General features: G+C 50.9%; 22 protein-coding genes. 12 read left to right on the top strand and 10 right to left on the bottom strand.

Annotated elements, in window-relative coordinates:
- The first annotated feature begins 207 nt into the window (after window positions 1-207).
- The 7 genes from gspG to HQL65_03760 are packed head-to-tail and all read left to right on the top strand — an operon-like array spanning window position 208 to window position 4922.
- Window positions 208-672: a type II secretion system major pseudopilin GspG gene (gspG, locus tag HQL65_03790; GenBank protein MBF0135336.1), complete on the top strand. Its 465-nt coding sequence runs from the start codon at window positions 208-210 to the stop codon at window positions 670-672.
- Window positions 669-1178, top strand: coding sequence for a prepilin-type N-terminal cleavage/methylation domain-containing protein (locus HQL65_03785; GenBank protein MBF0135335.1), 510 nt, complete (start codon window positions 669-671; stop codon window positions 1176-1178). Before gspG ends, HQL65_03785 begins: the two co-directional genes overlap by 4 nt.
- Window positions 1175-1549, top strand: coding sequence for a type II secretion system minor pseudopilin GspI (gene gspI, locus HQL65_03780; GenBank protein MBF0135334.1), 375 nt, complete (start codon window positions 1175-1177; stop codon window positions 1547-1549). The genes HQL65_03785 and gspI overlap by 4 nt, the downstream gene beginning before the upstream one ends.
- Window positions 1522-2151 (top strand): prepilin-type N-terminal cleavage/methylation domain-containing protein, encoded by a 630-nt coding sequence (locus HQL65_03775; GenBank protein ID MBF0135333.1) that lies wholly within the window; start codon window positions 1522-1524, stop codon window positions 2149-2151. Before gspI ends, HQL65_03775 begins: the two co-directional genes overlap by 28 nt.
- A complete protein-coding gene (locus tag HQL65_03770) occupies window positions 2099-3091 on the top strand; it encodes a general secretion pathway protein GspK (GenBank protein ID MBF0135332.1) in 993 nt (330 codons plus the stop codon). Before HQL65_03775 ends, HQL65_03770 begins: the two co-directional genes overlap by 53 nt.
- Window positions 3088-4410, top strand: coding sequence for a hypothetical protein (locus tag HQL65_03765; protein MBF0135331.1), 1323 nt, complete (start codon window positions 3088-3090; stop codon window positions 4408-4410). Before HQL65_03770 ends, HQL65_03765 begins: the two co-directional genes overlap by 4 nt.
- The gene (locus HQL65_03760; protein ID MBF0135330.1) at window positions 4407-4922 is read left to right on the top strand and encodes a hypothetical protein; all 516 of its coding nucleotides are present in this window, start codon (window positions 4407-4409) and stop codon (window positions 4920-4922) included. Before HQL65_03765 ends, HQL65_03760 begins: the two co-directional genes overlap by 4 nt.
- Window positions 4923-4966: 44 nt before the next feature.
- Here HQL65_03760 and HQL65_03755 read toward each other — a convergent pair whose 3' ends face one another.
- The 9 genes from HQL65_03755 to HQL65_03715 form a co-directional block, all read right to left on the bottom strand.
- Complete coding sequence (locus HQL65_03755; GenBank protein MBF0135329.1) at window positions 4967-5926, bottom strand: tetratricopeptide repeat protein; 960 nt, start codon at window positions 5924-5926, stop codon at window positions 4967-4969.
- 189 nt (window positions 5927-6115) lie between these two features.
- Window positions 6116-7351, bottom strand: coding sequence for a type II secretion system F family protein (locus HQL65_03750; GenBank protein MBF0135328.1), 1236 nt, complete (start codon window positions 7349-7351; stop codon window positions 6116-6118).
- Window positions 7351-8874, bottom strand: coding sequence for a type II secretion system ATPase GspE (gene gspE / locus HQL65_03745; protein MBF0135327.1), 1524 nt, complete (start codon window positions 8872-8874; stop codon window positions 7351-7353). The genes HQL65_03750 and gspE overlap by 1 nt, the downstream gene beginning before the upstream one ends.
- Complete coding sequence (gene gspD / locus HQL65_03740) at window positions 8871-11024, bottom strand: type II secretion system secretin GspD (GenBank protein ID MBF0135326.1); 2154 nt, start codon at window positions 11022-11024, stop codon at window positions 8871-8873. Before gspD ends, gspE begins: the two co-directional genes overlap by 4 nt.
- A 63-nt stretch (window positions 11025-11087) precedes the next feature.
- A complete protein-coding gene (locus HQL65_03735) occupies window positions 11088-11978 on the bottom strand; it encodes a hypothetical protein (protein MBF0135325.1) in 891 nt (296 codons plus the stop codon).
- 251 nt (window positions 11979-12229) lie between these two features.
- Window positions 12230-12679 (bottom strand): transposase, encoded by a 450-nt coding sequence (locus tag HQL65_03730; protein ID MBF0135324.1) that lies wholly within the window; start codon window positions 12677-12679, stop codon window positions 12230-12232.
- A gap of 12 nt (window positions 12680-12691) precedes the next feature.
- Window positions 12692-12973 (bottom strand): hypothetical protein, encoded by a 282-nt coding sequence (locus tag HQL65_03725; protein ID MBF0135323.1) that lies wholly within the window; start codon window positions 12971-12973, stop codon window positions 12692-12694.
- Window positions 12970-13740, bottom strand: a complete 771-nt coding sequence (locus tag HQL65_03720; GenBank protein ID MBF0135322.1) for an ATP-binding protein — start codon at window positions 13738-13740, stop codon at window positions 12970-12972. The genes HQL65_03725 and HQL65_03720 overlap by 4 nt, the downstream gene beginning before the upstream one ends.
- Window positions 13741-13796: 56 nt before the next feature.
- Complete coding sequence (locus HQL65_03715; protein MBF0135321.1) at window positions 13797-15953, bottom strand: transposase; 2157 nt, start codon at window positions 15951-15953, stop codon at window positions 13797-13799.
- 745 nt (window positions 15954-16698) lie between these two features.
- On the opposite strand from HQL65_03715, the gene HQL65_03710 reads away from it, so the two are divergent.
- The 3 genes from HQL65_03710 (at window position 16699) to HQL65_03700 (ending at window position 18921) form a co-directional block, all read left to right on the top strand.
- The gene (locus tag HQL65_03710; protein MBF0135320.1) at window positions 16699-17334 is read left to right on the top strand and encodes a helix-turn-helix transcriptional regulator; all 636 of its coding nucleotides are present in this window, start codon (window positions 16699-16701) and stop codon (window positions 17332-17334) included.
- Between the two features lie 1135 nt (window positions 17335-18469).
- Entirely contained in the window at window positions 18470-18667 is a 198-nt protein-coding gene (locus HQL65_03705; protein MBF0135319.1) for a hypothetical protein, read from the top strand.
- Complete coding sequence (locus HQL65_03700; GenBank protein MBF0135318.1) at window positions 18664-18921, top strand: type II toxin-antitoxin system RelE/ParE family toxin; 258 nt, start codon at window positions 18664-18666, stop codon at window positions 18919-18921. Before HQL65_03705 ends, HQL65_03700 begins: the two co-directional genes overlap by 4 nt.
- A gap of 175 nt (window positions 18922-19096) precedes the next feature.
- Here HQL65_03700 and HQL65_03695 read toward each other — a convergent pair whose 3' ends face one another.
- Window positions 19097-19483, bottom strand: a complete 387-nt coding sequence (locus HQL65_03695) for a hypothetical protein (protein ID MBF0135317.1) — start codon at window positions 19481-19483, stop codon at window positions 19097-19099.
- A gap of 498 nt (window positions 19484-19981) precedes the next feature.
- Here HQL65_03695 and HQL65_03690 point away from each other — a divergent pair, with 498 nt between their 5' ends.
- Entirely contained in the window at window positions 19982-20878 is an 897-nt protein-coding gene (locus tag HQL65_03690) for a hypothetical protein (protein MBF0135316.1), read from the top strand.
- Between the two features lie 60 nt (window positions 20879-20938).
- Window positions 20939-21676: a metal-dependent hydrolase gene (locus HQL65_03685; GenBank protein MBF0135315.1), complete on the top strand. Its 738-nt coding sequence runs from the start codon at window positions 20939-20941 to the stop codon at window positions 21674-21676.
- The last annotated feature ends 36 nt before the right edge of the window (window positions 21677-21712 follow it).

Raw genomic sequence — 21712 nt, 5'->3', positions numbered from 1 at the left:
CTTCCAGCGTTTTGTGGCTCAGTTTGCGCCCATCGGTATCGGTAGTGTTCATGCCATGGAGTATACCATATGTCGGCTATCCAATGCAAGGATTAGTACTGAAATCGAACGCCGTGACCGGATACGTCTGCAGGATGGCGCGTTGCGGATTCCAGACACACTGGATGCGAACGATTTCTGGCTTTTCAATCACCATTTCGGAAACCCATGATGAAGCATGCTTGCCAATACCCTTCCAAAACCGGGTCAAACGGTTTCACTCTGATCGAAATCATGGTGGTGGTGGTCATTCTGGGCATTATGGCCACCTTGATCATCCCCAAGATCATGAGTCGCCCGGACGAGGCACGCCATACCAAGGCCGTTCTGGACATTCAATCCATTGGCCAAGCCCTGGATCTTTACCGGCTGGACAACAAACAATATCCCACCACCGAACAGACATTGAAGGCCTTGGTGGTCAAACCAGAAACAGAACCCGTGCCCCGTCGCTGGCGTCAGGAAGGGTATTTGGCCGTGATGCCGGTGGACCCCTGGGGCAATCCCTACGTCTATTTGTCTCCCGGTTTACATGGCAGCTATGATTTGCTTTCCATGGGCAACGATGGTATGCCGGGCGGCGAGGGTGATGCAGCCGATATCGTCTCCTGGAAACCAGGCCAGGTACCATGAAACAAAGGTCGGTGACCGACGGGTTTTCTCTGCTGGAGGTCATGGTCACCCTGTTTCTGGTCACCATCCTGATGGGGCTGGTCGTTCCGCACCTGGGTTCCGATCAACAAGAGTCCCTGCGCTCTGCGGCCAACCGTTTTCGTCAGGTCTTGATCTGGTTGCGTGATCAAGGTTCCTTTGGCTTGTCGGAATACCGTTTGCGACTGGATTTGAGTCGCAACATGTACTTTTGTGAACAACGCCTGAATGACCGGTTTGTCCCGGTCGATGATCCCTTGCTGCAGTCAGGTGTTCTGGATCCTGCCGTGGGCAGAATGGCATGGCAGCCGGATATGACTGACCTGCCAGACCTGAATGAAATAATCGTGCGTTTCTCCCGCTTTGGTCCCGAAAAGCCCATCATGGTTCAGTTTGTTGACCATGACGCAACCATCGGATTCACGGTTTCATACCGCCCGGAATGGAGCAAACCCCGCCTGGAAGCTGGCCAGTTGGGATGGAAATGACAGCCAAGAGGCAAGATGGTTTCACCCTGCTGGAGGTCCTGGTCGCCATGGCCTTGATTGGCATGGTTTTTGTCGGCATCGGGGCCATTCAAAAGCAGTTATCGAATACGCAATACCATCTTGAAGAACGATTGGCGGCTGCCCAATTGGCCAGCAATCTTCTGGAGATATTCCGTGCGGAAGGCTTACCCCCAGATCCCCAACATCTGATCGGTGCAGAAGAAATGGGCGGACGATTGCTCTCCTGGGTCAGGCAAATCACCCCAACTGACGATGGCAAAGGATATGAGGTTCGTATTCAAGTGGGGTCAGGCATCACGCCCCTGTTTGAGGAAACGCTGCTTTGGACGCCCCGTTCAAAACCGGAATAACCGGCTTCACTTTGCTGGAGGCGCTCGTCGCCTTGACCATCACAGCGTTTCTTTTATCCGGTGTTTATCAGGTCATCAACAGAAGTGTCATCAAACTCCAGATTCTGGAACAGAGGGCGGAAACACTCCATGCCTGGATCCACCTGCGCCGTATCCTGAACAAGGATCTGGAACACCTGATCAAGGAATCACCAACCCGAAACGTCCTGGAAGAACCAGCCCGAATTGTCCCGGTGGACAAGGAAACATTAATCCTGCGCTGTACAGGAGACATCATTCCGGACTGGAGATTGGGTTTGCAGGTTGAGGTCATCTACCGATGGAAAGAAAATACGACCAAAACTGGCCTGGTTTGGGAACGACTGGTACAGCCCATGGGAAGCAACCGGGAAAATGCCATGTTGACATTGCGGATTGATCAAGATCTGGGTCACGTGGAGTATGCCCTGTTCGATACCAAGGAGTGGCACCTGTTTGGAGAATCCACACAACTCCCCTGGAGTGCCATTCGCTGGCGTTTCGATTGGCAAAATATGGGAGAGTGGCATCTTGTCAAAAGTTTGCAACCACCAACTGGAGTGCGCCAGGTACCACACCCCTGACATCATGATGATGCAACATATTGCCCAACCCTCCATGAAGTCCTCCAGCCAGGCAGGCATGGTATTGCTGGTAACGCTCGCCGCCATGGCCCTGCTGATACCCCTCGTCTACACCGGAATGGAATCACAGAGATTTCACCTGCGGCAGGTCCAACAAGAACTTGACCTTGAAATCGCTCACCGTCGTGCCGAATCCATGCTGGACAAGGTGATGCAGATTCTGGTCAAGGATGGCTCTCAAGACCGTGCAGTAGACCATTTGAATGAAGAATGGGCCAAATCCATTTCCCTGACCGGTACTGAAAATGATACGGTGGAAGCCTTGTTGGAAGACACCGCCCGACGTTGGAATCTCAATGCCGTAAAAAAGCCGAACGGCCAAATCAATACTGAATTACGCACCGTCTTGACAAGATTATTCGAAAGAGAGGGGATTTCTTTAGAATTATTGGAAAGTCTCACTGAGCGGCTTGGTCCCATCGATCTGACCACGGAGGAACAGAAACCACCAACCGGCAACTCTCCGCCCATGATCGCCAAACCACCATTGCAGGCCATGGAAGAATTGCTACAGATCAAAGGTTGGAATACAGTCGTCTTGCAGAAATTGCAACAATTTGTCACCGTCAATGAAAACTGCACCAACAGTCGCTTGAATATCAATACGGCCTCCAGCAAAACCCTGGAACCGCTCGCTCCTGACCAGAATTGGCAACATGTTGAGGAAATACGGAAAGCAACACCAATCATGCAGTTGACGAATCTTGGTGCAGTTGGTGTGATACTTGCCCCCGAAATGGCCAGCCTGCTCACCGTCACCAGTCACTGCCATGTCGCGCACATACGGTCCCGGGTCAATTCGAGCCACGGCATCCTGACAGTCTGGATGGTTCGCAATCGCACTCAGGTGACAATCACCAAAACGAGATGGAACGGATGAAATTCAAGACTGCATGGGGCATCGTCCAGGGTGCGGAAAAACAGCTCCAAGTGTGTCTGGTTGATCACGAGACACGGGTATTCAAGTGTGACGTGACGCTCAACAACGGCAAAAAACAGAGGGTTATTGCAGCACTCTCGGCAACTGACATGGCGTTGCGCAAGACCGTGCTGCCATTTACCCATCGTGATCAAATTTGGGCCGTATTGCCTCAAGAAGCCATGGACACGCTTATCTACCCATTTGAAAATCCATGTTATGCAATGCAGTGGGAACTGGTTGAGCAAGGTTCGTCGGTCATTTTTGCCCTGTGTGAACAAAAGAAAATTGACGACCTCCTGCTCGGCTTGTCTGCAACGGAGATCAAACCGGTAGGCGTGGTCATGGCCGAACTGGGTGCATGGCCCTTGCTGGAGGCGGCTGGAATGTTGACATCCCAAACATGGATTTTGATCGTGGACGCCACCGCACAACCAGCCTCCATTTATTGGGTCAAGGATGGTTTGTTGCAGGAGTTGCGTCTGGTTGCTCCCGCTACGGTGACCCAGGGTGAAAACGCCGTTTTGGAAGAACTGGCTTGGCTGGCAACCGATCTTATCGCCCGACTGCCAGATAAATCAACTTATTTCAAGGTGATTGCTCTGGGTAAGACCCGTGCCTGTTGGCAATCCTTGTGGGAAGCAAAAGGGATTGGCACTTATGAGGTTCCAGGTCTGGACGTGCTTGGCCAGGGTCTGCCGGGTTGGGAATGGGTGCGTCCAGCAGGTCTGGCTCTGGCAGCAGCCCGGAGAGATCACTTTCGGTTGCTGGATTTTCTCCATGGTACAGGAGATGTCGCGTGGCAAACATGGTTGCAACCTTGGCAAAAAGTGGTTACCCTGGCTGCGGTCCTGTTCCTGGCGTGGGGTATCCAGGAGTTCCTGCACTTGACACAGGCCAAAAACCGCTACAACAGACTCAAAGCCGAAACAGAAATGGTTTTCCATGAGGCTTTGCCCCAGGTTCCGGTTGTGGAACCCCTGTTGCAGTTGAGGCAGGCCCTGAGACAAATCCAGGCGACCAGAAAAGAACAACTTAGTCTGGGAAGTTGGGTCAGCACCATCCAAACCTCTATTCCTGCCGAAACCCAGGTAAAATGGTTGCAACTGCGCTACGAACCTGAGGATATCCAGTTGACAGGTGAGGTCCCTTCGTACAAACACCTCGACCGGGTGCGCTCCGCCTTGCTTCAGGTTTCCGGGGGAAGGGAAATACGCACGGATGAAGCGCGTATCCTCCCCGAAACAAAGGTCGTCCGCTTTCGTTTGAGAGTATTATGAATATCATGATGGATGAGGCCCATAAACCTCTTCTGTTGGTGGCAACTCTGGTATGTTTGGCGGTACTCTCGGCTGTGCAGGGGATATCCTGGATTGATCGTACAGCCAAAGGCTGGGAAGCCAAGGCCAAGGCACAGGAAACCATACACCACGAAGTCACCACGCTGGCCGCACAATTGAAACCCAGCCACCATATCGGCAAGGTCCGGAAAAGCATCCCGGAGACCGACACGATTGTTTCTCTGCTGACCTGGCTGGAAAGAGAAACGGCAGCATTCCAGTTGACCGATAAAATTCAACAAATCTCCCCTGTGCCTGGCAATCATTCCGAGGCAAATGCTTTCCGGGAAAAAGCCAACCTGAGCCTCAAGGCCATTTCCATGGAAACCGCCATCCGGTTTTTGTACCGCTTGGAATCCACGCCCCAGGTACGCATCATTCGTGGTGAAATCAAACGCGCTGACAAGGATACCGCAGGTATCATTCTCTATTTTGAAATCGGCTTGCTGTAACGGGTTGTCCATGGAAAACGCCGCCAGGGCGACTCAACTAAACCCTAATACCGCCACGTCATTTCCACGCCAACTGCCTGGCTGTCCGCCTGCAGGAGGGAACCTGTAAGATTTAAATAATCATGACGCAACTTCTGGTTGTGCCTGTGAGTCAGGCTGACCGCACTGAAAACCGTTCCCGAATACCAGCCCAACTCCACCATGGCCAGGGCCGCACCCAAACCGGAAATTCCCCTGGAAAAGGCTTGGTACGTTCCAGCCACCAGCAATCCATTGGACAAAAACGCAAAACCAGCATCCCTGGGACGTTCCAGATACAGGTGACCTGCACCGGGCAACAAGGCACTCAAGGATCCGGCTACCCAGGAATCTTTGTAGGGTAAAAGGGGAAGTGCATCCATCTCCTGCAACATACTTTGGGCATTTTTGACATATCTGGCATGGGTCACTGCCTGCAAATACTGGCGGGCAATCGCATCTTCACCCGGTTGTTCCAAGGATAACCACGCCAAACGCAATGAAGCCAGTGCCGCCCACTCAGAGTCCGGGTCCATGGCCACCAGTTTTTGATAGCGCCGCTTCGACTCCTCGACATCTTTACCTTGTTCATAAATCAGCCCCATACGCAATAATGCCTGAGGAATATGGCGGCTCTGGGGAAAAGCCTCCCCCAAACTGGCAAAGGCTCGCAACGCTGCATCCAGCTCCCCGGCCTGGGACAGGTTGACTGCCAGCCGATACATGGCCTCTTCCAACTGCGGAAGATGCGGGGCATTTTTTGGTACGCGACGGGCAAACGAGACATAGCGACCAAATTCCGTCGCTGCCCGTCCGTGATCGCCCTGCTTTTCAAGCTCACGGGCATAGGCAAACACCTCCTCTGGTGCATATAAATCCGCCCCACCTGCATTTTTCGGCCAGGCAACCCCAATAATCAGCAAATTCAGAACAAACAGCAATCCAGTCACCAGATGAGACGCACTCTTTCTTGATTTTTGATTCATAAGCGCAGCCATCCTGAACCTATCACAGTGCATCTCACAGTGCATCTCATAGTGCATGCTAGAAAACATATATATTCCAGCAAGGCTTGGGAACTGTCCATAAGCAAGTTGGATATTTCAACCGCTCAAACAAGCTGCTGCTCTGTGCCAATGGAGACTGTTTTGTTCGAGTTATTTATGGACACATCCTTACTTGACAAATTGATTCATCTCAAAGATGGGCAACAACACGGCCACGACCACATACCCCACCACACCACCCATGACCAGGATAATCACCGGTTCCACCAGAAGCATCAATCGCTCCAGGGTGTGCTCAATTTCCTCTCGATACAACGCGGCTGCCCGATCCAACATGGACTCCAAATTTCCGGACTGTTCACCAGCCTGGATCATGCGAATGGCCAGGTCTTGAAAACAACCTGTCCGACGCATGGCATCGGCCAGGGAATCGCCTCGTTCCACAGAGTGGGCCACATCCAGGATACCTGTGCGTGTGATGGTAAAGCCAGTCGCATCTGCTGTCACTTGCAAACTGCTCAACATGGGCACGCCACTGCGCAATAACAAACCCAGCAGTTGGCACACCCGCATGGTTGCCAGCTTGGATAAAAAATTTCCCAGAAATGGCATTTTCCAAAATAAATATTCTATTTTGGAGCGGTTCGAGCCAGACCCTGCCCACCAGGTCAAGATCCCCCCCACACCTGCGAAACCGACAGCAGTCAGTACTCCCCACTCACGCACAAACTGACTGATTGCCAACAAGGTGCGTGTCACCATGGGCAACACCTGCCGGGATTCTTTAAATACAATCATCACTTTGGGAACAACGACAGCAATCAGAAAAAACAGGATCACACCCCCCACCACCGCCATGATTCCTGGATAAATCATGGCACTCGACAAACGACTTTTGATGCGGCGTTCTTCCTCCATGACAATGGCCAAACGTTCAAACACACGATCCAGTACTCCACCACCACCCCGTTCGCCAGCCCGGACCAAACTGACATAAACCGGTGGAAAAATCCGCGCATGTTGCCCCAAAGCCTCTGACAAGGATTGGCCTTCATTCACGGCATTGCGCATACTGGCAACCACTTCGCGAAAACGACCCGCTCGAATCTGATTTTCGATACTACTCAATACCTCTGTGACAGGAAATCCGGCTGCCAGCAAACCAGCCATTTGCCGGGTAAACACAATCCGTTCGCGCATGGGTGGCTGATAGTCACGGACCCACGGGTTCCAACGCTTTTTCTTCCTGGCTGCGACAACGGATGCCAATCTTTCCAAAACAGTTGGATATATTTCTTGTTGTTTCAATAAGCGCCGTGCATCCCGTTCTGAATCCGCATCCAACAGACCTTTGACCTTCCTTCCGCCTCTGGCCCGCATCCCTGCATAACGGAAGACAGCCATTATATCACCTCGTTACGTTCCTGAGTTACCCGGAACACCTCTTCCAGACTCGTGATGCCGTGTGCAGCTTTCACCAGACCGGCTTTGCGCAGAGAGACCATGTTCTCCTCACAGGCCACCTGGCGCAATTCCTGATCCGAAGTACGACGATCAATCATGGCCCTGATCGTACTGCTCATGGTCAACATTTCAAACACGGCAGTTCTTCCATGATAACCTGTTCCCATGCAGAACTGACATCCTTTGGGTCGAAAGAAAACGGAATGATCCGACATGGTGATCGGTATTCCCTCTTTCCGCAACAATTCGGGTGCCGGGGTGAACCTTTCCTTGCATTGTTCACACAATTTGCGCACCAGACGTTGTGCCACCACGCCATCCACCGAGGAGCTGACCAGAAAAGGCTCGATGCCCATGTTGACCAGACGCACGACCGCACCCACACTGTCAATGGTATGGAGTGTGGATAAAACCAAATGTCCGGTCAAGCTGGCCTGGATGGCTATTTCAGCGGTTTCGAGATCCCGAATCTCACCCACCATGATGACATCCGGGTCTTGCCGGAGAATGGACCGTAATCCAGCCGCAAAAGTAAGACCAATTTTTGGAGAAACCTGAATCTGTCCAACACCGACCAGAGAATATTCAATTGGATCTTCGATGGTGATGATGTTTTTTTCTGAAGTATTGATTGCAGAAAGCACGGAATAAAGAGTCGTGCTTTTGCCACTCCCTGTGGGTCCCGTGACCAAAAGGATTCCGTGACTCGCCGTCATCCGGACCTTCATCCAGGCCAATTGGCTTTCGGTCAACCCCAGCTCCAGCAGACTGGTCCTTGTCTCTTGTTTTTCCAGCAGACGCAGTACCAGGCGTTCGCCGTAGTTGCTCGGCAATACCGAAACCCGGACATCCACATCCTGATTGGCAACCTGCACCCGCATGGCTCCATCCTGGGGCAAACGCTTTTCGGCAATGTTCAGACCGGCCATCACTTTGATGCGGGACATGAAGGGGGCCTGGACTGGTTTGGGTGGACGGAGTGCTTCATGCAACATTCCATCCACCCGGAATCGTACAATGATTCTGTCTTCGAAGGGTTCGATGTGAATGTCAGACGCCCGATTGCGCAAAGCCTGGACAATGAGAGAATTGACCAGTTGAATCATGGGGGCATCATCATCGGCATCCAACAGGTCGGGCTTTTCAGCCAATTGGGTTGCCAATATGGAGGGTGGCAAATCCTCCAGGACATTTTCCACACCCATACCGTGTTCCTGATGAACCTGATGCAAAGCCTCCAGGAGCTGTTCCCTGGACACCTGAATTGGCCAGACAGGTTCCGTTGTTCCCATACGGTATTGATCAAACATGTAGGGATCGGTCTGCTCGGTAACCCAAACTTCAAGCCGTCCTTCGTTGGTTTTCCAGGCAGGCAGAAAAAGCGCTCGTTTGGCCGTAGCGAATGTGAGCGACCTGGCAAGGGTTGGGTTGAGCCGTTCCGGTCGTGATCCCATGGGTTTCATTCGGACTTCAGTTGCCTGGAGTTATGTTGCTCGACTCCTGGAGCGGATGCGTTGCCGATGGCTTGTTCCGGCGCAACAGGTTGATGCGCATTGGGATTTATCGCAAGCGGGGGAGGGTTTGTCTGTAACGGTAAAGGTACCGGAACCGGAACCGGTACCGGCGGCAAATCCGCCAATGGTTGGGGTTTCAATGGTGGAATCAACCGTGATCCTCTGGTGTTTTCCATCCCCCATGTTTCCTGACTGGAACGATATTTTTCCCGGGAAATTTGCACCAGATCATCGAACCGTTTGGTGATTATGGGACGAATGAATACCATCAGGTTGGATTTGTTTTTTGAACGACTGGTCTTTTTGAACAATTCGCCTATTCCGGAAATACCGCCAAGACAGGGAACCATTCCCACCTGCTCACTTTGTTCTTCTTTGATCAATCCCCCCAGCACGACGGTCTGGCCATTTTTCAAATTGACGGTCGTCTTGATGGAACGTTTGTTGGTCACCACCCCGCTTCCCATGGTTCCGGCATCCAACTGCTTGATACTGGCCGGGGTCACGCTGGACTGTTCCTGGAAGATTTTCATTTCCAGCCATTCGTCTTCAATCACCCGTGGTGTGACCCGCAAGGTCAAACCAACATCCTTGCGTTCCACAGCCTGTGATATGACTCCCGGAGTCGCTGTTGCTGCAACGGCTGTCGATGTCGTGGTTCCGGAGACAATAGGGATGTTTTGCCCGACCACGATCTCGGATTCCACCCCATCCATGGTCACAATATTGGGCGTGGCCAGAATATTGATATCTCCTTCCGATTGGAATGCCCGAATCAATGCTGGAATGTTCGGCACGACATTGGTTCCCCATTGCAGAGTGCCGTGCATCAACCCAACGGCCATGCCACTTCCGAGGTCCAAGGGATTTGTGACGGAATTGCCAAAGGAGGAGCCACTGAATCCAGTGAGCGCATTCGACCCCGGTGTCGGCGCATTACCGAAACGCCATTCCACGCCAAACTCGGCAGCACGCTCCGCAGACACCTCAATGATCAAGGCCTCCACATGCACCTGAAGCCGCCGCATATCCAATCCCTGGATAATGGGTAACAGAGTCTGATAATCCTCCGCCGTGGCTGCTATCACCAGGGTGTTGGTTGACTTCTCACTGGCAATCTTTACGGAGCGCATCAGCTCCAGAGGTTTGAGATCGTCGCCCCCACTTTTATCTACACCTGTTGTACCAATCAGACTGGTCAGCACCTTGGCAATATTTTCGGCCTCGATGTTTCTGGGATGATAAAGATGCAAATGCCCGGGAGTGGCGACAACTGGATGATCCAAGCCTGCAACCAGGTCCTCTACTTCCTGTATTTGCTCGGCAGCCGACACGACCACCAGGGTATTGGTACGGGCATCACTGAACAGCTTGACGCCATGATCCTCTTTCCGACGCCGACTGTTGAAGTCGGCAAATATGGCATTGACCAGTTTTTCGACCATTGCCACATTGGCATAACGCAATGAAAACAAACGACGTTCAGCCATTTCCACAGGCACGTCCATGGCCTCGATCAGGGTAATCACCTTATTGGTGGTGACTGTTGCGTCGGTCACAATCAGGGCATTGGTTGGTGTGTGTACTGTCAAGGAGCCCCAGGAATGCAAGAGAGGTTTCAAGGTGGTGGCCAGTGAGTTGGCATCCACATGTTTCAAGCGGATCAGACGACTCAGTACGGTTTCCTCTTTTCCAGGGACCAAACCTTTCTGAAAAACCGGGGTTCTTCCCTCAACGACGCTCGATTTTAATGGTACGATTTTAAAGGCACCATCACGTTCCACGACGGACAATTCATGAACGCTCAGAATGGATTCGAAGATTTGTTCCGCTTCATCCACAGTAACCGCAGCAGGAGTGACAACCGTAACTTTACCTTTTACCTGAGGGTCCAACACATAGTTTTTCCCTGTCATCTCGGCCAACAAACGTACAACCTGTGCCAGTTCCACGCCATGAAAATCCAGGGTGACCCGACCCCCCGGAACAGGAGTGTTGCCTTTGACAGATGTAACGGGTTGTATCCCCCCGACACCAGGGTTCGCCTCGGCCACATGCATGCAAAACAGGATAAGAACAAGAAAAAGCGAGGACATCATTTGCCCATTCCAGGTTGCACAAATCGATACTCAAGAGCCAAAAATTCCACTGCGGCCAACTCTTCAATTTTCAACATTCAGCTCAATGGTCAGCGTCCGGCTCTCACGCAATAGATCAATACGCACAGAAGATTGATCTTTCAGTTTGCCGGTCAATTGCGTCATTTGGGATGCATCTGTCACGGGTATCCCATGGACCTGTTGGATCACGTCATTGCTGGCCAGGCCCATTTTTTGAAACTCCGATTTGCTGCCCGGGAAGACGATCTGATAACCAGATAAATTACCATTCTGGTAATAAGGGGTGATTCTGACACCCGTCAACAATCTCATTCCCTTGGCAAGCATGGCTTCATAATCCACACGTGCGATGGATTGGCTGGCCGTCAAGGAGTCGGCATGAATGACATCTCCCGGAGGAGATCCAGGAAGGTCTCCCGGTCTGGCATCATTCAGCATGTCGATTCGTTCCAATCGTCCCTGGTTGTCGAAATATACAGTATGCCGATCAATTCTTTTTAGCGTTGCATCACCCACTTTTTCGCCAACCTGCAGGACAATCTGATCATTGGGTGCAGATTTACGGGTCATCACCGCCCATGATCTCCGCGACAGAGCCATGACTCCAATTAAACTCAATTCCGAATTCGCTGCCACTGCGACCTTCCTGGATTCCTGTGCTGGAGAAGGCTTGTTTTCTACAATTGGAGGATTTTCCCAAGGATTGAAAAGACGCAAGCTTTGCACCACTGATGCCAACAGTGCATCAGAATCCTGTTCTGCGATTTGCTTCCCGGGTGCAGATGCGCGTGAGGCTATTGGCAGAATTGGTTCCGGTGACCAGAACCGACCGATTTTGGCCAGTTCAAAACCAACCAACACCAGCAGCGCAACCAGCGCAACCCATGCTCCCGTAGCATTCAAAAGGAATAAATTTATGCGCATCGGTATCACAACGTAAGACCCACCATCCGCTGAGAAGATATCCCCCCCCACTCCCTTGCGGAAGTCTGATGCCGATCAGACAATAAGTCAACTGAAATATCCACAAAGTTTGTCGCCATTCCCGGGTTTTTGCCAAACGAATTTTTATCTTGAGTTTATCATAAACCTGCGTCTGGCCGGCCAGAGTCTCGGTTGTTTTGATGATCTGGCCCGGTTTGCCACGTACATTTTAGAGGACATCCGGCATAAATATTGCTTAATCACTGCTTTGCCCGACATTTCCGAAAAATGATGATGGCAGCGGGGTGTTTTTTCTCCTGGTTTACATCCAACTTTTCCTCTCCAATCCGTCGGATATGGGGTTGATACCCATGGATGATCATCTTCCGATCAACCCTGGCGTAGTCATACCCTTTGTCCGAGCATAAGTTCTGTGGCTGGTCCTGAGTCGGGATCGGACGATCAATTGCCATGAGATTCAATGTGGATCCAATCAAACGGCTGTCATGCACATTGGCTCCAACCAACTCAATTCCCAACGGAATCCCGTCCTGATCGACATGCAGGTGCAATTTGCAACCACTACGGCCTCGGTCCGTTGGGTTGCGACCCAACCCTTCCTCGGCCAGATTTTTTTTCCCGAACCGGAGTTTGAACCAGAGAACCATCCATGGACTGCCACTCCCACCCGATTCCTCGGAGTTCGTCATATTTTTCGAGATTCATCGTTCACGCAGCCCTATGCTGCGGTTGCGTTTTTTGGATACATTTGAACCGGAACGGATTTCTTTCCCTTTGGTCTGGAACAAGGATCCATTCCCGGATAAAAGAAAACGTCCCGTATCGACCCGGATGATCAGGTCACGCTTGACCAGCCTTTCCGTTCCCCTGGCAACCTGACGGGAAGAAAAGCCCGTGGAGATGGCAAGCTGCTTTGACGTGGTGACCTTCTCAGGTTTCAAGGCCCGTAAAATGCTTTCCTGAACAAAGCCGTTGCCGCTCATTTCTGACTCTTCACCAGGATGGATTTGCCGGTCTTGCGGTCGTTCAAAAGATGGTGATCATCCATCTCCGCAATCCCGACCGGGCCAGGATTGTTTTTGCCGAACCGCTCGATGGATTTCAGTCCCTCCTTGATTTCCCGGACGAATCCGGCGGATGCCTTGTGCAGAAAGGCCACCAGATCATCCCGGACTTCCACTTCACAAAGATCCCTGGTCAGCAGAACTGTGTCCTCCAGGGTGGCCGGGTGGAACTCGAGGTATTGGCTCACCCGGCTGGCCGCCTGGGGTGTCACCCGGATCAGGTCGCTGCGGATCTCGTCCATCCCGGCAAGAATGAATGGAATTTCAAGCCGGTCGGAGAGAGCCAGACGCAACGTCTCGATCATCTCCTTGTCGCGCACCACCGGTTCCGCTTCGTCGATCACCACCCCGAAGGAACTTCCCCGGGCCGCCATTTCCCGGTGCCGCTTGGCCAGGGCTTCAAAGACCTGTTTGGTCAGGCGTTCCATGCTCCGGAACGGTTTGATCTTCGGATCCAGTTTTTCCAGCATCTCCCGAAGCATCCAGGCCACCGTCCATCTCGGTTGCGCCTCGATGCGCAAAGCGCCATTGTGGACAGCCCACCATTTGAGGGTGCGCGACTTGCCAAGGCCGGGAAGGCCATCCACCACCATCAGGCAGGCCTCCTCTGCGCCTCGTTTCTCTACCGCATTCACGGCAGCCAGAAAGTTTCGGACGTTCGATGTGATTGAAAACTTGGTGTGCATGGTGTAGAATTGACCCCTCTGGTTTGGATGTATCTGAACTGGTTGACGCGCTAACGTCAGCCAGTTGCACTCTTCAGCGCTTGTGCGGGTTGACTGTCGGGAATCTTCCTTGATTTCAGGTTCTTGATCTCCTCCTCGGTCACCCCCACAAGCGTCCTGAAGTTCCAGTTTTTTGCCTCTTCAAAAAACCTTGCCCGGTCGGTCTGTGGCACTTGGTCAAAGTTGTTCAGAACCCACCTTCCCCAATCCGCTTCAGCCGTGGTTCCCTTGAAATTGGGACGGATCACGTTGTTTTCCAACCGGATCGGCTCCAGTTCCGGCAGAGGTTCCAGAACTCCCATCTTTTTCAACTGCTGGTTGGAAATCTCGACGATTTCCTGGCTTGGTGGTTGGGCTGCCAATTCCAGGGTCTTTTTGGACTCGGCTATGGCCTTTTCCTTCTTGGCATCGAGCCGTCTGATCTTGGATTGCAGGCGTTTTTCAACGCCGACATCCAGCACACTTCCGAGGTAAGGTTTGTGGTTGGCGTTGCGCATCGCCTCGCAGATGGGCTTGTTGGCCATGGTGCTGATCCATACCTTCGCACCGTCACGGATGTCGTATTTGACCCGAACCTCCTGATCGTTGAAATCATTGAGATGTTTGGAAAAATAGAGCAGACCGAAGAGCAGGACCTCTCCACGGCGCACGGTGCAAACTTTTTCGGGGCGGAACTCCTGAACCAATTCATCATCATCCAGGGTGATGAACTCGCATCCCTCATCGACGTGTTGTTGCCACGCTTCGTTGGGAGTCTGATGACGCATGGACCCTGTGACATGATCCCGAATCTTGGGCAGTTCCCGGTGGGGTCTGTTGTTGTAATCCTTAATGGTTTTCTGAATGAGAGCAACCAGATCCGCCATGGTTGGGAGTTGGAGTTTTCCAGCACCGAGTTTTTTCCCAACCTCCCGACGCAATTCGGGGTGGGTGTCCCTTTTGCCAACGAAGGTGGGCATCTTCTTGGCGGCTTCCACCAGGGTCTGGTGGTAACGCTCGATGATGCCACCCCCCTGGCTGTTGCCGGGGGCAGCCCGATAGATTTCAAAGCCGATCCGGGGTTGGATGCCGGCGACGGCATCTTCCATCATCGTGTTTTTGTTGCCGCTGCCGCTGTCCATTTGCAGAACGGCCATCACGCCGCCTGTCTGGACGGCGTTGATGAGGGCATCGATCACCACTTCGGAAGATTCTGAAACACCTGTGGAAAATCCCACCAACCGGCGGGTGGCCACATCGATGGCCGATGTCACCTCGGGTGAGAAGGGCTTGCCGGTATTGGGATGAGCCACCAGGGAACACCATGTGTGCCCATCGAGGTTGTAAATCATGGTCGGGACCAGATTGGAGGTATCCCGTCGGACGAAAGGCAGTTTGGCCTTGAGTTCCTTCGGGCTGAGACGGCCCCGCAGTCTCTCTATGGCTCCCACCTTGGTTTGCAGATAAAAATGTGCCTGCCTGTAGGTTGGAACCGGTTGGAAACCATCATCTTTCATATCGCGCAGGACTGCGCTCAGGGTGGGACGGGAAGGGTGACGATATCGCTTGAGCAGTTCCGCCGACCATGCGAGATAGGTCTTTTTCTCCGGTCTGGGTTTGGGAGCAATCGCGGTGTTGCCTTCCAGGGCGGCTTTCCGCCATACAAAAAGGGTGGATCTGGAAAGGGTGTGTTTTCCCGAGGCATTTGAACCGTTGGCCACCGGAATCAGGACTTGCAAATTTTCCGGGAGTGCCTTTTCCCTTGCCAGCCGGATCAGTTCGTTGATGGCCGGGCCAATGCCCATGGTCGCTTCCATCTGTGCCAGCTTGAGCAGGATGGCCTTGCGTGCCCCCATTTTTTTCCGCTGCCAGTCGGCAATGTCGAGGAGTTTGGTGGGGGCCGGGGCTTGCCCCGTGGCAGGGAGGGTTTCCGGCAGGGTTTCTGTGCTTTCCGGTAGCGGTTCAAGGTCTTGTTCCAGGATTTGACGGGCAAGGAACTCCCTGGTTTCCCAGGGGAATGAGGAGACGTGGATTTCAACTCCTCCCCCACGACCTTCACGGAGACGGGTTTTAGGTTTTTCTCTTTTTATCCAGCGGGACATTCCTTGAGGGGTCTCTGGTAACCCAGTAAGACCGGCAGCATCCCTGGGGGTGAACCACTCCTTGACCATTGGATGGGTGAAGAAGGGTAACATTATTCACCCCTTCCCAAACAAGCTTGTAACCTGCTCTTGCAGAATGCATATGTGTGAAGGTAAGATTTCCCTATGTTGAGTGCTTTTGATCAGCATGTTTTTAGACTCCAGAGTCTTCGATGATGCGGGATCTAATGGCACGTCCTTTTGGGCCTTTCCAAGCTCCTGTTAAAGCAGAGATAACGTTTTGCCGTATAACGTTGTTGGTGCGGCACCAAGCGGAAAGGGATGTCCCTTGTGCCACGAAGGCAGCACGAATTTGGAGATAAAGTTCGCGATTAGAAGGAGTATTGGAGGAGGCATGCATTTGGCTTCGACCTCTCGTTTGGGTGAATAATCCGCACGATTGTGCGTATTGGATAAAAACGCACAATCGTGCGCATGTCAAGCGAAAAAACACCATTTCAAAAAATTAAGAACGGTGCTATGATGACCAAACGCTAGTTTTGCAACAATGCTACATAGGTGTACGATCTGAATGTGCAGTGCAGGTTGGTTAAGGGTTGAGGGGAAAAACGTGGTCAAAACTTCCATAACCAGGAAAGGATGTTGAATGGAATACGGCTGTCTTCACCGAGAAATTCGACTCCTGGAAAGCCGTCCCAAGGAAGGTAGTTGGTCAGTGTCGGAAAAGAGGCCGTGAAACGGCTATGGAATGCGGCTGAGAAAGTGATAGAAAAATTGTGTGGAACGTGTCTAAGATCGTTCTGCGATAATCTATGAATACAGCCGGAAAGCTAAATTAATGGATAACAATACTGATATAGGGAATCGCCTTAAACAGATTCGAAAGAGTCTTGATTATTCTCAGAAAGGATTTGCCGAGACAATCAGTACTTCTTTAAGGGCTTACCAGTATTATGAGCGTGGAAAGAGATCTCTTTCAAAAGAAGTCATTGAATCCCTTATGAGTAAATTTAATATAAACCCTGCATGGTTGTTATCTGGCGAAGGGTTCCGTTATCAGAAACCAAAAAATTCAAATAAAAAACAGACTGTAATATATCCAAGAGACATGTTTTTTATATGTGGCATGCTAACTTATGCAATAGATAAAAAAGGATACAGAATAGTTCTTGACGCTGAATTAGCGTTTTTTTCAGCAATAATATATAATAGAATATCTGAATTTCTTTATGATATGGACGTTTTTAGAGATGTGGCACGTGATGAAGCAAACAAACTTGTTGAACTATTGATGAATGGCGCAGATCCTTCAGACCCTTTCTCAGATATGTACCTGTATGAAAACGAAGAACAAGAAGTTGGGTTGATCGAAAATTATAATATGTCCGAGGACCTTGTTAAGAAAATTAAAGAGGATGGTGTTGAGAGAAAAAGGAAGAAAGAAGAGTATTTTAGAAGCAGGGAGGAAATATAAAACCTACCAGAAATTTCAGTTTAATGAAATTTCATACAGAATTACGGTATAGACTTTCTTCGTTCACATCTTTTTTCCGCTGGCGTACACTACTCGTAGGTGGATCGTGGGTGCGGAGTTGGACGGTACACCTCCAGAACCGCGCCTATGGACTGGGGGTCTTCTCCAGCTTTTGGTGATACAAACCCGGTTGATTCGTCTTCCTAATGCCCATAAATTTTCGATGGGTTTCTGACGTTCAAGTTTGGTTCAAGTTCGGACGGGTGGATTTTTCACCTAAATTTTAATACTCTGTTGTTTATCAGTATGTTATAAAGTTGCAAGGATGATTACGCATGCAGGTTCAAGTTCGGACCTGGAACTTGAACGCTTTCCAAGCCTCAGACCAGAGCCATCAGAAATTCCGTAATTGACTCATGTAACGAGGATTTCTTACGATTCAGGGACTGACCAAACCGGATAATTTTCTGATCATTCCTGTCCAGCTTTTGGTGTAAAAAAGACCATTTTTTGCGCTGTTTTGTCCATTTTTGATAAACATCTCAAGCTGGACTGCGATCCCTCATAATCCCGTAAAGTCCCTGATAATCCCGGATTTTTTTGTTTTTTTGTTATTTTCTCTCAGTCCAGTTCTGATTGTCTCCCCACACCGGGATGCGTTATCCACAAGCCACGATCTTTTTCTATGGATAACCGCATATAGTAAGTTCGTGCCTGCAAATCCGAGCTTGCAGTTATCCACAGAAAAAGCATCCAAATTTGATGCACGTTCTGAAACAGCATGTGGATAACCGCTAAAGCGGTTAGTCCACAAGCCGCAAAATTTCAAAAAAGATTTCTAAAAAGCAAAAAACAGCAACAGCAACAGGCACCAAGTGCTTGTGGATAACCGCCTATAAAGTTGGTGCGTGTCTGCAAGTCCTTTTTGGTGGTTACCCACAAGGATTTAGTTGATTTTTTTTGCCTACGGCAAAAAAGGGGATGCAACTCGATAAACTACGCCATCGAAAATATTGATATTGACCACCTTGATGGAGTTATGCATAATAAGACAAGGCTGAGTTGCTATCTAACAGGGAGGTTCCATATGGGAACATTTGAGTTGTCACAGGAGTTGGAGAAGGAACTGCTTTTCATGTCTGACCAAACTGGGAAGGCCCCAAAAGAGTTGGTCGAGGATGCCTTGAGCCACTATCTTGAAGCGTGGGAAGACCGACAGGATATGGAAGATGCACGCAAGGCATTGGATGCCTACCGTCAGAACCCTGAAAACGTTGTCACCATGGACGACGTATTGAAAGAGTGTGGGTTGACCAGGGAAGAGTTTTCATGACTTACTCTGTGATCTGGGACAACATTGCCCTGAAGCAGGTCCGCAAATTGGACCCAAAGGTGCGCAGTCGTATCGTCCGGAAGATAGTCAGTTTGGAATCCAATCCCAGGCCATCGGGATCTTTGAAGTTGGAAAACATGCCCAACGTATGGCGCATCCGAGTCGGAGATTATCGGGTTCTGTACGCCATTGAGGATGATCAGTTGTTGATTCTGGTGGTCAAGATTGCCCATCGGGGAGTGGTGTATCGCTGATTTTGGGTATTCTCTGTTGGTTTGGGATGTCCACATTGTGTCCATTTTATAGCGCCATAATGCCACAAACAGCCACTATAACCCATAAAAGGGGTATGGTAAATTGACGTTTTTAGAGGCTTTTTGTGGCAATAAGAAAGTTTTGGCACGGATTCATAATCCGGAGGTCGGGGGTTCAAGTCCCCCCCTCGCTACCAGTAAATAAAATAGTTACCGGGTATTTTCTCCTCAAGGCAAACTGACGCATCGGTGTCTTTTTGGCGGACTTCCCGCAGTTTATCCATACAGGGCGAAACGCATTCCTCTCCTCTCTTTTTTCTCCGGTTGCAGCCGGTACCTGACTTTCCGCGTCTGTGCCCAATCCCTGGCTCAGGTAAACTAGGCTTTCTGATTTTTGGGCATTCATCCTCGAATAAATGAGTGATGCCCATTTTTGTTGACCCATGTGAGGTGAAACAGAGAAGATCCTCAAATGGGGGAAGTAAAAATTCGGTTTATATTTCAAATTTTTCTGGAGGAAGGGCACAGCCCTTCCTCCTGGACCTCCATCCCAGTTTTTCATTTGTTATTTTTTTGTTTTGTTTTTTTTGTTTTGGAAATTAACAAGTTATTAGACAGCCTCTCAGACATTTGCTGAAAATAATGAATCTTGATCGCCATACGAATTTTATCGATGGCCGGTTTACCCACATAGACCTTTCAACGGGGCAGAGAAAACGTCTGTCTTATGTTGCAACCATGCTGGCTCAGAAGGAAATCTATATATTCGACGAATGGGCGGTGGATCAGGATTAAAATTTCAGGAGGTATTATTATGATGTATTGCCTCCGGCTCTGCGCAGCAAGGGCAAGAAGATTATCGCAGTGACACATGAAGATCGATATTTTTATGCAGCCGATCGTATCATAAAATTGATTGAGGGGCGCATTGTTGCTTGACAGGCAAAGACGATCAGGCACATACCTCTTTTGCCCGATGGAGGTGACAGGGCAGAGGATGGGGCCTGCCAAAAAAGCTTTTGACAGGCTTTTTTTGAAGTGAGGTGACATCAAGACGGCCATGGCAAAAGCACTGTTGCCCGCAGCATTGGAAGCGGCGTATCGTTTGCTTGATCATGAGTACACCATCAGAACACCGGACCGCAATCCTCCGAAAACAAGTCTCACCATGCACGCTGACGGGCAAGGTGTTCCGATTGTCTACCTGAACCAGATGATGGCCGTTCTGTCCGATGGAACCTTCGGCAGCAAGCTGGTCTTTGTGGACGAAGGTACCCATCGCCTGGGAGGACGGGTTGTGGTGTACGACAAATCCTTCGCGCTGCTGGTCGATCAGGATGCTGAAACCATTACTGCCCTGCGTTGTGGTTTGATGGCGGCGCTGGCCATGGACCGCTATTTTCGCTGTACACCCCGACTGCGTCGTGATTTGACCATTGGTTTCATTGGCACCGGACGCATCAATCAGATGACGGCATGGGTCCTGCGTACCTTGTGGGGATGCGAGCGATTTTTGATTCGTGGCAGTCCCACACATATCAACAAACATGCGGCGCTCTTTCCAGAATGTGCGAAAGTTGCGGACGGGATACGAGATTTTTCCAATTGTAACGTCATCGTCGCCTGTACCAACAACCGATCCGCAGAACATTTGATCGAAACCGATGCCATCCATGGTCCGATCCTGTTTATCGCCCAGGATGGAGGTTATCTGCTGGGTTCCTCATTTCGGCAACGTTTTCCGTCGTTTACAGACGATATGCCACAGCTTTCCCGCTCTTTGCAAGAGGAGTTTCCCTTTGATCGTACACCGGTTTCCCTGGTTGGAGACCTGAACCATCCTGCCTTCCTGGAACAGGGCAATCAACCCGCCACGGCGGTATGTGTCTATCTGTACGGCATTGCCCTGGCGGATGTTGTGACAGCCTTGTTCCATCTCAAGATTTTTTCTGGTTGATTGGCAAGATGAAATTCGATCTTGCCACGATATCGATTCGTGACAGGATTCTCAACAAGGGTGACGATGGCCAATTTTCGCGTTCATTTTTCGGTGGCCGCTGTGGCAGGGGGGATGGCGGCGACGGCGTTGCTCGTGGCTGGGGAGATTGGTTGGGGAGAGACTCTGGCCTGTTTTGCAGCAGCCACCATCGGTGGACTCCTGCCCGATCTGGATGCCGATAACTCCACCCCATTGGCCATGGCTTTTACGGCCTTGGCAATCTGCTTTTCTTTTTTGCTCATGTTCAGTCAGGCCGGTCGGTATTCGGTCCTGGAACTGCTCGTTTTGTGGTCGGGAGGATATCTTCTGGTACGCCATGGGGTTTTGCGTCTTTTTACCCGGGCCACCGTGCATCGGGGAATTTTTCACTCCCTGCCGGCGCTTTTTTTCTTCACGTTTCTGACGGTCTTGCTGGCGTGGGGTTTGTATGGCATTCCCCGCCAGACTGCCTGGCTGGTGGGAACATTCATCGGAATGGGGGTTTTTGTGCATCTCCTGCTGGATGAACTTTATGGATTCAATCTGTTCAACCCGGTGGGCATGCAACACTCCCTGGGGTCAGCCCTGAAATTGTATTCACGGGATTGGTTGGCCACCGGCCTGATGTATCTGGTCGTGGTGGGGCTGTATTTGGCCACTCCCCAAACCGACGGCCTCTACCAACACCTGCTGCGCGAAAAAACCTGGCAACGGATCGAACAACGCTTTCTGCCCAAATCCGGATGGTTCAGCTCCGGTGTGCCATTGCCTGGTTGAAAAGCTGAATTGATGTTCTGAAAAATTTTAGACGGC

It is taken from the genome of Magnetococcales bacterium, assembly GCA_015228935.1.
Taxonomy (GTDB): Bacteria; Pseudomonadota; Magnetococcia; order Magnetococcales; family DC0425bin3; genus HA3dbin3.
The sequence above is the reverse complement of the archived record's forward strand: the minus strand, read 5'-3'. Positions and strand labels throughout refer to the sequence as shown.